The organism is Thioalkalivibrio sp. ALE20 (assembly GCF_000381405.1).
In the GTDB taxonomy this organism is placed as follows: domain Bacteria; phylum Pseudomonadota; class Gammaproteobacteria; order Ectothiorhodospirales; family Ectothiorhodospiraceae; genus Thioalkalivibrio.
This window is the reverse complement of sequence record NZ_KB906489.1, coordinates 1-15,360: the sequence shown is the minus strand read 5'-3', so window position 1 is coordinate 15,360 and position 15,360 is coordinate 1. Positions and strand designations below refer to the sequence as shown.

Annotated in this window: 12 protein-coding genes, 1 tRNA gene and 1 pseudogene; all 14 read right to left on the bottom strand. The window is 63.4% G+C overall.

The genetic code is table 11. The annotated features are described in order from the left end of the window. Positions 1-96, bottom strand: a 96-nt coding sequence (locus tag F790_RS14425; protein ID WP_018873918.1) for a GTP-binding protein, incomplete at its 3' end; no start/stop codon positions are given. Between the two features lie 40 nt (positions 97-136). Then, positions 137-2,233, bottom strand: a complete 2,097-nt coding sequence (gene fusA, locus F790_RS0113480; protein ID WP_018871351.1) for an elongation factor G — start codon at positions 2,231-2,233, stop codon at positions 137-139. An 18-nt stretch (positions 2,234-2,251) separates the two neighbouring features. Continuing rightward, entirely contained in the window at positions 2,252-2,719 is a 468-nt protein-coding gene (gene rpsG / locus F790_RS0113475) for a 30S ribosomal protein S7 (RefSeq protein WP_018871350.1), read from the bottom strand. Positions 2,720-2,746: 27 nt separating this feature from the next. After that, positions 2,747-3,124 carry a 30S ribosomal protein S12 gene (rpsL, locus tag F790_RS0113470; protein ID WP_018871349.1) on the bottom strand — a complete coding sequence of 126 codons (378 nt, stop codon included), beginning with the start codon at positions 3,122-3,124 and terminating at the stop codon, positions 2,747-2,749. Positions 3,125-3,233: 109 nt separating this feature from the next. Continuing rightward, positions 3,234-7,481 carry a DNA-directed RNA polymerase subunit beta' gene (gene rpoC, locus F790_RS0113465; RefSeq protein ID WP_019592001.1) on the bottom strand — a complete coding sequence of 1,416 codons (4,248 nt, stop codon included), beginning with the start codon at positions 7,479-7,481 and terminating at the stop codon, positions 3,234-3,236. 70 nt (positions 7,482-7,551) lie between these two features. Beyond that, on the bottom strand, positions 7,552-11,631 hold the full coding sequence (rpoB, locus tag F790_RS0113460) for a DNA-directed RNA polymerase subunit beta (protein ID WP_019592000.1): 4,080 nt from the start codon (positions 11,629-11,631) through the stop codon (positions 7,552-7,554). A 131-nt stretch (positions 11,632-11,762) separates the two neighbouring features. Further along, on the bottom strand, positions 11,763-12,146 hold the full coding sequence (gene rplL, locus F790_RS0113455; protein WP_018947939.1) for a 50S ribosomal protein L7/L12: 384 nt from the start codon (positions 12,144-12,146) through the stop codon (positions 11,763-11,765). Positions 12,147-12,216: 70 nt separating this feature from the next. Beyond that, positions 12,217-12,738, bottom strand: coding sequence for a 50S ribosomal protein L10 (rplJ, locus tag F790_RS0113450; RefSeq protein WP_018871345.1), 522 nt, complete (start codon positions 12,736-12,738; stop codon positions 12,217-12,219). Between the two features lie 224 nt (positions 12,739-12,962). Next, complete coding sequence (gene rplA, locus F790_RS0113445) at positions 12,963-13,658, bottom strand: 50S ribosomal protein L1 (RefSeq protein WP_018871344.1); 696 nt, start codon at positions 13,656-13,658, stop codon at positions 12,963-12,965. Position 13,659: 1 nt separating this feature from the next. Continuing rightward, positions 13,660-14,091 (bottom strand): 50S ribosomal protein L11, encoded by a 432-nt coding sequence (gene rplK, locus F790_RS0113440; RefSeq protein WP_018871343.1) that lies wholly within the window; start codon positions 14,089-14,091, stop codon positions 13,660-13,662. A gap of 63 nt (positions 14,092-14,154) precedes the next feature. Further along, a complete protein-coding gene (nusG, locus tag F790_RS0113435; protein WP_018871342.1) occupies positions 14,155-14,688 on the bottom strand; it encodes a transcription termination/antitermination protein NusG in 534 nt (177 codons plus the stop codon). A gap of 18 nt (positions 14,689-14,706) precedes the next feature. Continuing rightward, on the bottom strand, positions 14,707-15,072 hold the full coding sequence (gene secE / locus F790_RS0113430; protein ID WP_019022912.1) for a preprotein translocase subunit SecE: 366 nt from the start codon (positions 15,070-15,072) through the stop codon (positions 14,707-14,709). A gap of 39 nt (positions 15,073-15,111) precedes the next feature. Beyond that, positions 15,112-15,187 (bottom strand) — tRNA-Trp (locus tag F790_RS0113425). A 76-nt stretch (positions 15,188-15,263) separates the two neighbouring features. Then, positions 15,264-15,360: pseudogene (locus F790_RS14420) on the bottom strand (elongation factor Tu); the annotation flags it as partial.

The window sequence follows — 15,360 nt, the reverse complement described above, 5'->3', positions numbered from 1 at the left end:
CAACGCCGCCGTCAGCGTCGTCTTCCCGTGGTCCACATGACCAATCGTCCCCACATTCACGTGCGGCTTCTTGCGTTCGAACTTTTCCTTGGACACAGCTAAGACCTCTTAAATCGTTCTCTACGGAATGGCGGTATCAGGACGCCTTGCGGGCCACGGCGTCGGCGATCTGGGCCGGCGCCTCCGAGTATTTCTCGAATTCCATCGAATACGTCGCGCGGCCCTGGGTCAGCGAGCGGAGCTGGGTCGAGTACCCGAACATTTCCGACAGCGGGACTTCCGCATGCAGGAGCTTCTGGCCGGCAACGTCTTCCATGCCGCGCACCAGGCCCCGACGGCCGTTAAGGTCGCCCATCACGTCACCCATGTACTCCTCGGGGGTCTCCACCTCGACCTTCATCATCGGCTCGAGCAGCACCGCCCCGGCACGCAGGGCCCCCTCCTTGAAGGCCATGGAGGCCGCGACCTTGAAGGCGTTCTCGTTCGAGTCGACATCGTGGTAGGAGCCGTCGAAGAGACTCACCTTGACATCCTCGATGGGGTAGCCAGCGAGCACGCCATTACGCATCTGCTCTTCGATACCCTTCTGCACCGCCGGCACGTAATCCTTCGGAACCACGCCACCGACAATCTCGTTCTTGAATTCGAAGCCGACACCCGGCTCCTGCGGCTCGATCCGCAGCCAGACGTGACCATACTGACCACGCCCGCCGGACTGCTTGACGAACTTGCCTTCCTGTTCGATCGACTTGGTGATGGTCTCGCGGTAGGCGACCTGCGGCTGCCCCACGTTGGCCTCGACCTTGAATTCCCGCTTCAGGCGATCGACCAGCACCTCGAGATGCAGCTCGCCCATGCCCGAAATGATGGTCTGACCGGACTCTTCATCCGTCCGCACCTGGAACGACGGGTCTTCCTGCGCCAGCTTGTTCAGCGCCATGCCCATCTTTTCCTGGTCGGTCTTCGTCTTCGGCTCGACCGCGATGGAGATCACCGGATCCGGGAACTCCATGCGCTCCAGCTCGACCGGATCATCGGGCGAGCAAAGCGTGGTCCCGGTGTAGAGGTCCTTCAGGCCGACCACCGCACCGATGTCACCGGCACGCAGCTCCGGAATCTCCTCGCGGCTGTTCGAATGCATCTGCAGAATGCGCCCGATACGTTCGCGACGGTTGTTCTGGGTGTTCAGCACCGTGTCACCGGCCTTAACCACCCCCGAGTAGACGCGAACGAACGTCAGGCTCCCGACGTAGGGATCGCTCATCAGCTTGAAGGCCAGACCCGCGAACGGTTCTTCGTCGGTTGCCTTCTTTTCGATGGGATCTTCCGTACCGGCCTTGACGCCCTTGATCGCCTTGACTTCTTCCGGCGAGGGCAGGTATTCGACCACGGCGTCCAGCATCGCCTGGACACCCTTGTTCTTGAATGCGGAGCCGCACATCATCGGCACGATTTCGAGGTCCAGCGTGCGCTTGCGCAGTGCGGCCTTGATATCTTCCTCGCTCAGCTCGCCCTCGCCGAGGTATTTCTCCATCAGCTCTTCCGAGGCCTCGGCGGCGGACTCGACCAGATTCTCGCGCCACTTCTCGGCGTCGGCCTTCAGCTCCTCCGGAATCTCGCCGTAATCGAAACTGATGCCATAGTTGTCATCATGCCAGTGGATGGCCTGCATCTTCACCAGGTCGATCACCCCCGCGAAGGCATCTTCGGAACCGATCGGGATCTGGATCGGCACCGGATTGGCCTTCAGGCGCTCGCGCATCTGATTGTAGACGCGTTCGTAGTCGGCACCGGCGCGGTCCATCTTGTTGACGAACGCGATCCGCGGCACTTCGTACTTCGTGGCCTGGCGCCACACGGTCTCCGACTGCGGCTGCACACCGCCGACAGCGCAATACACCATGCAAGCACCGTCCAGAACACGCATGGAACGCTCCACCTCGATCGTGAAGTCCACGTGCCCCGGGGTATCGATGATGTTGATGCGGTGTTCCGGGAACTGCTTGGCCATGCCGGACCAGAACGAGGTCGTCGCCGCGGAGGTGATCGTAATACCGCGCTCCTGCTCCTGATCCATCCAGTCCATCACGGCGGCGCCGTCATGCACCTCACCGATCTTGTGCGACAGGCCGGTGTAGAACAGGATGCGCTCGGTCGTCGTGGTCTTGCCGGCGTCGATATGCGCGCTGATGCCGATATTGCGATAGCGCTTGATGGGGGTCTTGCGTGCCACTGAGGTGCCTCTTCGTTCTTACCAGCGGAAGTGCGCGAATGCCTTGTTGGCATCCGCCATCCGGTGAGTGTCTTCGCGCTTCTTGACGGCGGAACCCTTGCTGTCGGCCGCATCCATCAGCTCGCCGGCCAGCTTCATGGCCATGGTGCGCTCGCCGCGCTTGCGCGCTGCCTCGACCACCCAGCGCATCGCCAGCGCGTCCTGACGAACCGCGCGCACCTCGACGGGAACCTGATAGGTGGCACCGCCGACCCGGCGGCCCTTCACCTCGACCCGCGGCCGCACGTTGTCCAGCGCACGCTCGAGCGCGCCCAGGCCGTCACCCTGCTTGGACTCGATCTGGTCCAGCGCGCCATAGACGACCCGCTCGGCGACGGACTTCTTGCCATCCCGCATGACGGTATTGATGAACTTCGCCAGACGATCGCTCCCGAATTTCGGATCGGGGAGGATGTGACGCTTGGGTGCGGCTGCTCTTCTCGACATTGTTTCAGTTCCCGGACTTGAACACGGTTAGGATTTCTTCGGACGCTTGGTCCCGTACTTGGAACGACCCTTCGCGCGCTTCTGCACGCCCTGGGTGTCCAGGCTTCCGCGGACCGTGTGATAGCGCACACCCGGGAGGTCCTTCACACGACCACCACGAATCAGGACCACCGAGTGCTCCTGCAGGTTGTGCCCTTCGCCACCGATATAGGAGCTGACCTCGTAACCATTGGTCAGCCGCACGCGCGCAACCTTGCGCAGCGCCGAGTTCGGCTTCTTGGGCGTGGTGGTGTAGACACGGGTGCATACACCGCGCTTCTGCGGCGAACCCTGAAGCGCCGGCACGTCGCTCTTCTCGACCGGCCGCTTGCGCGGCTTTCGTACCAACTGGTTGATCGTGGCCATGAAACCCTTTCTCCTAGCCTAAAAATAACGACAGGCCGGTGCCGAGACCGGCCTGTCGAGGGAGCGGAAGTTTAATGCGCGCCCTCTTGACTGTCAACTCGACTCCGCCTCACTGCGCGGAATCACCCGATGTTCCACTGTCGCCGCCGGCGTCGCTGCCCGGCCCTGCCGAAGGCGCTTCGGCCGGTTCGGCCTCCGGTTCGCTCTCGCCCACCGTTTCGAACTCCGGCATCTCGAGCGCCCGCCTGCGCCGGCGTTCCTTGTGATAAGCCAGCCCGGTCCCCGCGGGGATCAGGCGACCCACGATCACGTTCTCCTTGAGCCCGCGAAGGTCGTCCCGCGCCCCGCGCGTCGAGGCCTCGGTCAGCACCCGCGTGGTCTCCTGGAAGGAGGCCGCGGAGATGAACGATTCCGTCACCAGCGAGGCCTTGGTAATCCCCAGGAGCACGCGTTCGTAGGTCGCCGGCTGCTGATCGCCGGACAGCTTCTCGTTCTCCTCGAGGACACGAGTGCGATCCACCTGGTCACCGGACAGGAACCGGGTGTCGCCCGGATCCAGGATGTTGACCTTGCGCAGCATCTGGCGGACGACGACTTCGATGTGCTTGTCGTTGATCTTTACGCCCTGCAGACGATATACGTCCTGGATCTCCTGCACCTGATATTCCGCGAGTGCGGTGACGCCCCGCAGGCGGAGGATATCGTGCGGGTCCAGTTCGCCATCGACGATCACTTCGCCCTGCTCGACACGTTCGCCCTCGAACACATTAACGGTCCGCTGCTTGGCAATCAGCATCTCGTGGGCGTCGCCCCGGTCCGGCGTGATGATGAGGCGCTGCTTGCCCTTGGTCTCCTTGCCAAACGAAACCGTACCGGACAGCTCCGCCAGAATCGCCGGCTCCTTGGGCTTGCGCGCCTCGAACAGATCGGCGACGCGCGGCAGACCGCCGGTGATGTCACGGGTCTTCGAGGACTCCTGCGGCAGCCGCGCAATAACGTCACCCACTTCGACCCGCGCATTGTCTTCCAGGTTGAAGATCGCGTTGGCCGGCAGCATGTACTGCGCGGGCATGTCCGTCCCCGGGATGTAGACCTCGTTCCCGGCGTCATCCAGCAGCTTGACCGTGGGCCGCAGATCCTTGCCCGCGGAACTCCGGCTCTTGGGATCGAGGACCACGTTGGAGGACAGGCCGGTGAACTCGTCCGTCTCCTTCGTCACCGTCACGTTTTCGATGAAATCCGCGAGCTTCACGGTACCCGCCACTTCGGTCACGATCGGGTGGGTATGCGGATCCCAGGTGGCGATTTCCTGACCGGCTTCGACCGCATCGCCCTCGTGGACCATGATCGTCGCGCCATAGGGAACCTTGTAGCGCTCGCGCTCGCGACCGGATTCGTCGACCACACCCAGTTCGCCGGAACGCGACACCGCCACCAGGTTGCCGGACTTGTGCTCCACGGTCTTGATGTTGTGGAGACGAATGTGGCCGGCATTCTTGACCTGGATCGCACTGACCGTGACGGCGCGGGACGCAGCACCCCCGATGTGGAACGTACGCATGGTCAGCTGGGTTCCGGGCTCGCCGATCGACTGGGCCGCGATGACCCCCACCGATTCACCCGAGTTAACCTCGTGGCCGCGCGCCAGATCGCGCCCGTAGCATTTGGCGCAGATACCCTGGCGGGTCTCGCAAGTGATCGCCGACCGAACCAGGACCTCGTCGACGCCCGCGGCGTCGAGCTGATCCACCATCGCCTCGTCGAGCAGGGTGTCCTTCGGCACCAGCACCTCGTCCGTGCCCGGGCGCAGGATGTCCACCGCCACCGTGCGACCAAGCACGCGGTCGCGCAGCGGTTCGACCACATCGCCGCCCTCGATGATCGGCTTCATCAAGAGGCCCTGTTCGGTACCGCAGTCGGGCTCGGTCACCACCACGTCCTGCGACACGTCCACCAGGCGACGCGTGAGGTATCCCGAGTTGGCCGTCTTCAGCGCGGTATCCGCCAGGCCCTTGCGGGCGCCGTGGGTCGAGATGAAGTACTGCAGGACGTTGAGACCCTCGCGGAAGTTCGCGGTGATCGGTGTCTCGATGATGGACCCGTCCGGCTTCGCCATCAGCCCGCGCATGCCCGCCAGCTGGCGAATCTGCGCCGCGGATCCGCGCGCCCCGGAGTCGGCCATCATGAAGATGGAATTGAACGCACGCTGCTCGACCACTTCGCCGTCGCGATTCGTCACCTCTTCCTTGCCGAGGTGCTCCATCATCGACTTCGCCACCTGGTCATTACAGTGCGCCCAGATGTCCACGACCTTGTTGTAGCGCTCGCCCTTGGTGACCAGGCCCGAGGCGTACTGCTCCTCGATCTCCTTCACCTGCTCCTCGGCATTCTCCAGGATCGGCTGCTTTTCCTCCGGAATGACCATGTCATCCGCGCAGAAAGACACGCCGGCACGGGTCGAGTAGTAGAAACCGGCATACATCAGCTGGTCAGCGAACACCACGGTGTCCTTGAGGCCCAGGCGGCGGTAGCAGGCATTGATCAGGTGCGAGATGCTCTTCTTGTCCAGCTCCTGATCGATCAGCTCGAAGGGCAGTCCGCGGGGCATGACCCGCGACAGGATCGCCCGCCCGACCGTGGTTTCCAGACGCACGCGCGGACGCTCGCCCTCGCTCTCGGCATGTTCGGCGTGCGGATCCTCCATGCGCACGGTGACGCGCGCATGCAGATCGACCTTGCCGTTCTCGTAGGCGCGATGCACCTCATCCACGTCCGCGAACACCATGCCCTCGCCCCGGGCATTGACCTTCTCCCGCGACAGGTAATAAAGGCCGAGCACGATGTCCTGCGACGGCACGATAATGGGCTCGCCATTGGCCGGGGACAGAACGTTGTTGGAGGACAGCATCAACGTGCGCGCCTCCAGCTGGGCCTCCAGCGACAGCGGCACGTGCACGGCCATCTGGTCACCGTCGAAGTCGGCGTTGAACGCGGCACAGACCAGCGGATGCAGCTGGATCGCCTTGCCCTCGATCAGCACCGGTTCGAAGGCCTGGATGCCCAGGCGGTGCAGGGTCGGGGCGCGGTTCAGCATCACCGGGTGCTCGCGGATCACCTCTTCGAGGATGTCCCAGACCTCGGGGCCTTCCTTCTCCACGGCCTTCTTGGCGGCCTTGATGGTGGTCGCCAGGCCGCGGCGCTGCAGCTTGCCGAAGATGAACGGCTTGAACAGTTCCAGCGCCATGCGCTTGGGCAGGCCGCACTGGTGCAGGCGCAGGGTCGGGCCGACCACGATCACGGAGCGGCCGGAGTAGTCGACGCGCTTGCCCAGCAGGTTCTGGCGGAAGCGACCCTGCTTGCCCTTGATCATGTCGGCCAGAGACTTCAGCGGGCGCTTGTTGGTGCCGGTGATCGCACGGCCGCGACGGCCGTTATCCAGCAGGGCGTCGACCGATTCCTGCAGCATGCGCTTTTCGTTGCGCACGATGATGTCCGGGGCATTCAGCTCCAGCAGACGGCGCAGACGGTTGTTGCGATTGATCACCCGGCGGTACAAGTCGTTCAGGTCGGAGGTCGCGAAACGACCGCCGTCCAGCGGCACCAGCGGGCGCAGGTCCGGCGGCAGCACCGGCAGCACGTCCATGATCATCCATTCCGGCTTGTTGCCAGATTCGAGGAACGACTCGATCAGCTTCAGGCGCTTGCCGAGCCGCTTGATCTTGGTTTCGGAACCCGTCTCCGACAGTTCCTGGCGCATGCGCGCGGCCTCGGACTGCAGATCCAGCTCCTTCAGAAGGCTCAGGACCGCTTCCGCACCCATCATCGCGGTGAAGTCGTCACCGTGTTCCTCCATCGCCTCGAGGTACTCCTCGTCGGTCAGGAGCTGACGCTTCTCCAGGGTGGTGAACCCCGGGTCGGTCACGATGAAGGACTCGAAGTACAGCACCTTCTCGATGTCCTTCAGAGTCATGTCCAGCAGCAGGCCGATGCGCGACGGCAGGCTCTTCAGGTACCAGATATGCGCCACCGGCGAGGCCAGGTCGATATGCCCCATGCGCTCGCGGCGCACCTTGGTCTGGGTCACCTCGACGCCACACTTCTCGCACACCACGCCCCGGTGCTTCAGGCGCTTGTACTTGCCGCAGAGGCACTCGTAATCCTTCACCGGGCCGAAGATCTTGGCACAGAACAGCCCGTCCCGCTCCGGCTTGAAGGTCCGGTAGTTGATCGTCTCCGGCTTTTTCACTTCGCCGAACGACCAGGAGCGCACCTGGTCGGAGGACGCCAGGCCAATCCGGATGGCGTCAAACTCTTCCGGCTGGGTCTGCTGCTTGAACAGATTCAGGAGGTCTTTCATTCACTTGCCTCACAGCTAGTTTTCGAGGGGCGCACGGCGCCCCTTCGGATCACGTTGCGAACGGAGCGGGTCAGTCCTGCTCGAGCTCGATGTTGATGCCCAGCGCCTTGATTTCCTTCATCAGCACGTTGAAGGACTCGGGCACATTGGCTTCCATCTGGTGCTCGCCGTCGACGATGTTCTTGTACATCTTGTTGCGGCCTTGCACGTCGTCCGCCTTCACCGTCAGCATTTCCTGCAGGGTGTAGGCAGCACCGTAGGCCTCCAGCGCCCAGACCTCCATCTCGCCGAAGCGCTGGCCACCGAACTGCGCCTTGCCACCCAGCGGCTGCTGGGTCACCAGCGAGTACGGGCCGGTGGAGCGCGCGTGCATCTTGTCGTCGACCAGGTGGTTGAGCTTCAGCATATGCATGTAGCCCACCGTCACCGGGCGATCGAAGGCCTCCCCGGTCCGGCCGTCGTACAGGGTCGCCTGCCCCGTCTCGGGCAGATCGGCGAGCCGCAGCATCTCCTTGATCTCTTCCTCGGCCGCACCGTCGAACACCGGTGTCGCCATCGGCACGCCGCCCCGCAGGTTCCGGCACAGGGTCAGGATCTCGCTGTCCGAGAGCTCGTCCAGGTTGACCTTGCGATCACGGTGGTTGTAGATGCGGTCCAGGAACTCGCGGAGCTTCGCGATCTCGGATTGCGCCTCGAGCATGCGGTTGATCTTGTCGCCCAGCCCCCTCGCGGCCCAGCCAAGATGGACCTCGAGCACCTGACCGACGTTCATGCGCGAAGGCACACCCAGCGGGTTCAGAACCACGTCCACCGGCGTCCCGTCATCCAGGAACGGCATGTCTTCTTCCGGCACGATCATCGAGATCACGCCCTTGTTCCCGTGCCGACCGGCCATCTTGTCGCCCGGCTGGAGACGGCGCTTCACGGCCACGTAGACTTTGACCATCTTCTGCACGCCCGGCGGCAGATCGTCCCCCGCGGCCAGCTTCGCCTTCTGGTGCTCGACCTTTTCGTCAAACGCCGTTTTCTGGTCCTTGAGCTGACGCCCGAGGTCCTCCAGCTGGGCATTCACGTCGTCATCCTGCAGGCGGATCTCGAACCACTGGTCACGCGACAGGCCCTGCAGGTATTTCTTCGTCACCCTGGAGCCGTCTCCCAGCCCGTCGGGCCCGCCTGCGGCGGTCTTGTTGACCAGGAGCTTCTCCATCCGCGCAAAGATGTCGTCCTCGTAGATCCGCAGCTGATCCCGCAGGTCCTTGCGCACCGCGGCCATGTCGTCCTCTTCGATCGACTTGGCCCGGGCGTCCTTCTCGACGCCGTCCCGCGTGAACACCCGAACGTCGATGACCGTTCCCTCGACACCCGACGGGACGCGCAGGGACGTATCCTTCACGTCCGACGCCTTTTCGCCGAAGATCGCACGCAGAAGCTTCTCTTCCGGCGTCAGCTGGGTCTCGCCCTTGGGCGTCACCTTCCCGACCAGGATGTCGCCCGGCTTCACCTCGGCACCCACGTACACCACACCGGACTCGTCCAGCTTGGACAGCAGCGATTCGGAGACATTGGGGATGTCGGCCGTCACCTCTTCCTGCCCGAGCTTGGTGTCACGCGCGGTGCAGTTGAGCTCCTCGATGTGAATGGTGGTATAGCGATCCTCGTGAACCGCACGCTCCGAGATCAGGATCGAGTCCTCGAAGTTGTAGCCGTTCCAGGGCATGAAGGCGACCATCATGTTCTGGCCCAGCGCCAGGTCGCCCATGTCCGTGGAGGAACCGTCGGCCAGCACATCGCCGCGCGCAATTTCGTCACCAACGGCCACCAGCGGACGCTGGTTGATCGCGGTGTTCTGGTTCGAGCGCGAATACTTGGTCAGATTGTAGATATCCACGCCGGGTTCGCCCGGCTGGGTCTCGTCGTCATTGACCCGCACGACCACACGCCCGGCGTCCGCGGAATCCACGGTGCCACCGCGACGGGCGACAATCGCCGAGCCGGAGTCGATGGCGACGGTACGTTCGATACCGGTCCCGACCAGCGGCTTGTCCGAGCGCAAGCACGGAACCGCCTGGCGCTGCATGTTGGCGCCCATCAGCGCGCGGTTCGCGTCGTCATGCTCCAGGAACGGCAACAGCGCGGCCGCCACCGACACGATCTGCTTCGGCGAGATATCCATATACTGGATCTTGTCCGGCGAGGAGATCGTGAACTCTTCCTGGTGCCGGCAGGACACCAGGTCATCGGTCAGTCGACCGTCCTCGTCCATGGCCGCGTTCGCCTGCGCGATGACGTACTGGCTTTCCTCGATGGCCGAGAGATAGGCGATCTCGGCGGTCACCCGCCCGTCCTCGACCTTGCGATACGGCGTCTCGAGGAAGCCGTAACGGTTGGTCCGCGCATACACCGCCAGCGAGTTGATCAGACCGATGTTCGGACCTTCCGGCGTCTCGATCGGGCACACCCGCCCGTAATGCGTGGGATGCACGTCCCGCACTTCAAAGCCCGCGCGCTCGCGCGTCAGGCCACCCGGACCCAGCGCGGAGATCCGGCGCTTGTGGGTCACCTCGGACAGCGGGTTGTTCTGGTCCATGAACTGCGACAGCTGGCTGGAACCGAAGAATTCCTTGATCGCGGCCGCCACCGGCTTGGCGTTGATCAGCTCCTGCGGCATCAGGCCCTCGCTCTCCGCGACGGTCAGGCGTTCCCTTACCGCGCGCTCGACGCGGACCAGCCCCAAGCGGAACTGATTCTCGGCCATTTCGCCCACCGAGCGGATGCGACGATTGCCAAGGTGGTCGATGTCGTCGGTACGGCCGTTACCGTTGCGGAGATCGATCAGGACCTTGAGCACATCGAGGATGTCGTCCGTGGACAGCACGCCCTCGCCTTCATCGGTATCACGACCGACGCGGCGGTTGAACTTCATGCGGCCGACGGCCGAAAGATCGTAGCGGTCTTCCGAGAAGAACAGGTTGGCGAACAGATTCTCCGCGGCATCCTTGGTCGGCGGCTCGCCCGGACGCATCACGCGGTAGATCTCGACCTGGGCTTCCAGCTGAGTGCGTGTCGGATCCAGCCGCAGCGTGTCCGACATGTACGGCCCGTGGTCGTACTCGTTGGTGTAGATCGTGTCGAACTGATGGATGCCTTCCGCGCGCAGACGGTCCAGCAGATCCTGCGTCAGCGCGTCGTTGGCATTACCGATCACCTCGCCGGTCGACGGGTCCATGATCGTGCGCGCCAGAACGCGGCCCACCAGATGCTCGTCCGGTACGCGCAGGGTGCGGATCCCCGCCTTTTCGATCTCCCGGATGTGACGCGGGGTAATGCGTCGGCCCGCCTCCACGATCACCTGGTCACCGTCACGGATGTCCACCACGGCCGTCTCGCCGCGGAGGCGCTCGGGAATCAGGTCCAGCTCACCGCCGGTTTCATCAAGCGTGAGCTGATTGAAATCAAAGAACGTCTCCAGGATCTGCTCGGTGTCCATCCCCAGCGCACGCAGCAGGATGGAGGCCGGCAGCTTCCGGCGACGGTCAATACGGACATACACCCCGTCCTTGGCGTCGAACTCGAAATCGAGCCACGAACCGCGGTACGGGATGATGCGTGCGTTGTACAGCAGCTTCTGCGAGCTACCCTGGGTCTTGCCCTTGTCGGAGTCGAAGAACACCCCGGGCGAACGGTGCAGCTGGGAGACGATCACCCGCTCGGTACCGTTGATCACGAAGGTGCCGTTCTCGGTCATCAGGGGCAGCTCGCCCATGTAGACCTCCTGCTCCTTCACCTCCTTCACCACGGTGGAGCCGGCAGGCGCATCCTTGTCGTGAATCACCAGCCGCAGCAGCACTCGCAGCGGGGCCGCATAGGTCACGCCGCGGATCTGGCATTCCTTGACGTCGAAGACCGGCTCGCCGAGCCGATAACTGACATATTCCAGCTGAACGTGACCGGAATAACTGACAATGGGAAATACCGACTGAAACGCCGCGTGCAGACCGAGTCCTTCGCGACTGTCCGCACCCCGGTCCTCCTGGAGGAAATTGCGGTAGGAGGTGAGCTGGGTCTCCAGCAGATACGGAACGTCCAGGATCTGGGGACGCTTCCCGAAATCCTTGCGGATGCGTTTCTTTTCGGTATAACTGAGGGCCATGGAATACCTCGGGGGCTAGCAGAACAACGCGCAATAAATCCGCGCCACCACGGGCGGAAGCTGACGGCCTCGCAGCCGCCAGCTCCGCATGCCCGTGACGGACACGTCTGACAACGGGCGTAACGCCCTTGTTACTTCAGCTCGACGGACGCGCCGGCTTCTTCCAGCTCCGCCTTCATCTTCTCGGCTTCTTCCTTGGCCGCGCCTTCCTTCACGGTGGCGGGCACGCCTTCGACCATCTCCTTGGCCTCCTTCAGGCCCAGGCCGGTCAGGCCGCGCACGACCTTGATGACGCCAACCTTGTTGTCGCCGAAGCCGGACATGACGACATCGAACTCGTCCTTCTCGGCTTCACCGCCGCCACCTTCACCACCGCCGGCGGCGGCCGGGGCTGCAGCCACGGCAGCAGCCGCGGTCACGCCGAACTTCTCTTCCATCTCGCCAATCAGGTCCACGATTTCGAGGACCGTCATGTTGCCGATGGCTTCCAGGATATCTTCTTTCGAAACGGCCATTAGTAGGTTCTCCCTGCGGGGCTGCCCGCATTCAGAAATGTGCTAGCGAATAGGATTCCAGGAACCGGGATCAGGCTGCCTGCTTCTGATCGCGGATCGCTGCAACGGTACGCACCAGTTTGCCGGGCACCTCGTTGACGGTGCGGGCGAACTTGTCGAGCGGTGCGCGCATCGTGGCCATCAGCTGGCTCAGGGCCTCCTCGCGGGTCGGCAGGCTGGCGAGGCGTTCGAGATCGTTCGCCCCCATCAGTTCACCGCCGAAGGACACCATCCGTGCTTTCAGCTGATCGTTGGTCTTGGCGAAATCTCGCACCAGACGCGCGGCGGAGGATGGCTCCTCCAGGCTGAAGGCAAGAACCAACGGCCCATGCAGCTCGGGCTGCATGCACTCGAAGTCCGTGCCCGCCAGCGCGCGCTTGGCGAGATTGTTCTTCACCACGCGCAGATAAACATCCTGCTCCCGAGCCTGCTTGCGCAGCTCGGTCATCTGCGCGACCGAGAGACCTCGATATTCCGCACCCACCGCGGAGTGCGCCGAGGCAGCAATCGCAGCCAGTTCCGTGACAATCTGCTTCTTGTCATCGAGATTCAAAGCCACGTTGACTCTCCTCTGTTGAGACCATCCGGAGATGGTCGTGAACCGGTCCGGAGACCGGTACTCAGGTGCTCCCGTCGCAGGCCATTCCTGAATCGGGTGACACCATCTGCGCAGGCTGAGATATTAAGCGCCGCCGAACGGCCCGCCTGCGGTCTTGGATGGCGTGCCGCTCGCGCGACAGCCGACCAAAGCATTGGATTCCGCCGCGTACGGCGGAATCAGAGATTGAGGGTGGCGCCGTCGACCTTCAGCCCGGGACCCATCGTCGTGGACACCGTGACACCCCGCACGTACTGGCCCTTGGAGGTCGCCGGCTTCATCTTGATCAGATCCTGCAGCAGCGCGTTCAGGTTGTCCTTCAGGGCATCCGCCTCGAAGTCGGCCGCGCCGATCGTGCAGTGGACGATGCCGCCCTTGTCCGTGCGGTAGCGCACCTGCCCACCCTTGGCATTGGTCACTGCCGTGGCCACATCCGGCGTCACGGTACCCACCTTGGGGTTGGGCATCAGGCCGCGCGGACCGAGGATCTGGCCCAGCTGACCCACCACGCGCATCGCGTCGGGCGAGGCGATCACCACGTCGAAATCGAGCTGACCGGCCTTGACCTGTTCGGCAAGGTCGTCCATGCCGACCACATCCGCGCCGGCCTCTTTGGCGGCATCGGCGTTATCGCCCTGGGTGAACACCGCCACGCGAACGGTCTTGCCGTTGCCGTGCGGGAGGACCGTGGAGCCGCGCACGACCTGGTCGGATTTCCGCGGATCCACGCCCAGATTCACGGCGACGTCGACGGACTCGCGGAATTTTGCGGTGGCCAGCTCGCGCAGAAGGGAGAAGGCCTCATCGGCGGGATACGCACGAGTCGGCTCCACCTTCTCGCGGATCGTCTGCATGCGTTTGCTCAGCTTCGCCATCTCAGAGACCCTCCACATCGATGCCCATACTGCGGGCGCTGCCGGCGATCGTCCGGACCGCGGCGTCCATGTCGGCGGCGGTCAGGTCCGGCTCCTTGGCGCGAGCAATCTCTTCCAGCTGCTCGCGCGTGACCTTCCCGACCTTTTTGGTGTTCGGCTCACCCGAACCGCTCTGGATTCCGGCGGCCTTCTTCAGAAGGATCTGTGCCGGCGGGGTCTTGGTCACGAAGGTGAACGACCGGTCGGAATACACGGTGATCACCACCGGGATTGGCAGACCGGGCTCCATGTCCTGGGTCTCGGCGTTGAACGCCTTGCAGAACTCCATGATGTTCACGCCGCGCTGACCCAGTGCGGGGCCGACGGGGGGACTCGGGTTGGCCTTGCCAGCCCCGACCTGAAGCTTGATGTAGGCTTCGATTTTCTTTGCCATGCTGACTCCCTCGGGTACAGGCGCCTCGCGGCTCCCCGATCAAGGTGTTGAACGCAGACTGCGTCAGTTTTTCTCGACCTGATGGAACTCGAGTTCCACCGGGGTCGAACGACCGAAAATCTGGACGGCCACCAGCAGACGGCTCTTGTCGTAGTTGACCTCTTCGACGACACCATTGAAGTCGTTGAAGGGCCCATCGATGACGCGAACCATCTCGCCAACTTCAAACAGGACCTTCGGACGTGGCTTCTCCGCGCCCTCTTCCATGCGGTTGAGGATGGCCTCGGCTTCCTTTTCGCTGATCGGGGCCGGGCGATCCGCCGTGCCCCCGATGAACCCGAGAACGCGGGGGACCGCCTTCACCAGGTGCCAGGCCTCGTCGCTGAAATCCATCTGGACCAGCACGTACCCCGGAAAGAACTTCCGTTCACTCTTGCGCTTCTGGCCGTCCTTCATCTCCACGACCTCTTCGGTCGGGACCAGGATCTGGCCAAAATGGTCCTGCATCTCGAAGCGCTCGATGCGTTCTTCCAGCGACCGCTTGACCTGGGACTCGAAGCCGGAGAATGCCTGTACTACGTACCAGCGTAATGCCATGGGGTAGATTCCTGATGCCTATCCGATGAAGCGACTGACGGACCACCCCAGGAACATGTCCAGGAGCCAGAGGAAGATCCCCACCACGATGACGACGGCGATCACGACCAGGGTAGTCTGGGTCGTTTCGACGCGAGTCGGCCAGACCATCTTGCGCACTTCGGTGCGGGCGTTGCCCATAAAGGCGCTCAGCTGTCGGCCTTTGTAGGTGGTCATGCCGATCCCGGCGGCCACGGCCACGACAGCAAGCAAACCGACCACGCGCACGAGGGTCGATTCGTCCTGGAACCAGTAGAAGCCCATGACGCCGGCAACGAGCAAGGCCACGACCACGGCGAGCTTGACGGTATCCAGCACGCCGCTGCCTTCCGATTGTTCAGTCATGAAATCGTCTCACCCGGTGCTTGCCGCCATCGTAAAAGATGGCAGGCCAGGAGGGACTCGAACCCCCAACCTGCGGTTTTGGAGACCGCTGCTCTGCCAATTGAGCTACTGGCCTGTAATCGTAGAAGGCAGGCACCCGCGGTTGCACCGGATGCAAACGCGGGAGGCCTGCCAGCTGACTGCTCAGTCTATCACTCGATAATCTTGGAGACGACGCCCGCGCCCACGGTGCGGCCGCCTTCGCGAATCGCGAAACGCAGACCGTCTTCCATGGCGATCGGGCTGATC

Coding starts and splice junctions, on each gene's coding strand:
- rplA (WP_018871344.1), bottom strand. CDS start 13,658: ATGGCGAAGCTGAGCAAACGCATGCAGACGATCCGCGAGAAGGTGGAG.
- rpoB (WP_019592000.1), bottom strand. CDS start 11,631: ATGGCCCTCAGTTATACCGAAAAGAAACGCATCCGCAAGGATTTCGGG.
- rpoC (WP_019592001.1), bottom strand. CDS start 7,481: ATGAAAGACCTCCTGAATCTGTTCAAGCAGCAGACCCAGCCGGAAGAG.
- rpsG (WP_018871350.1), bottom strand. CDS start 2,719: ATGTCGAGAAGAGCAGCCGCACCCAAGCGTCACATCCTCCCCGATCCG.
- nusG (WP_018871342.1), bottom strand. CDS start 14,688: ATGGCATTACGCTGGTACGTAGTACAGGCATTCTCCGGCTTCGAGTCC.
- rplL (WP_018947939.1), bottom strand. CDS start 12,146: ATGGCCGTTTCGAAAGAAGATATCCTGGAAGCCATCGGCAACATGACG.
- rpsL (WP_018871349.1), bottom strand. CDS start 3,124: ATGGCCACGATCAACCAGTTGGTACGAAAGCCGCGCAAGCGGCCGGTC.
- secE (WP_019022912.1), bottom strand. CDS start 15,072: ATGACTGAACAATCGGAAGGCAGCGGCGTGCTGGATACCGTCAAGCTC.
- rplK (WP_018871343.1), bottom strand. CDS start 14,091: ATGGCAAAGAAAATCGAAGCCTACATCAAGCTTCAGGTCGGGGCTGGC.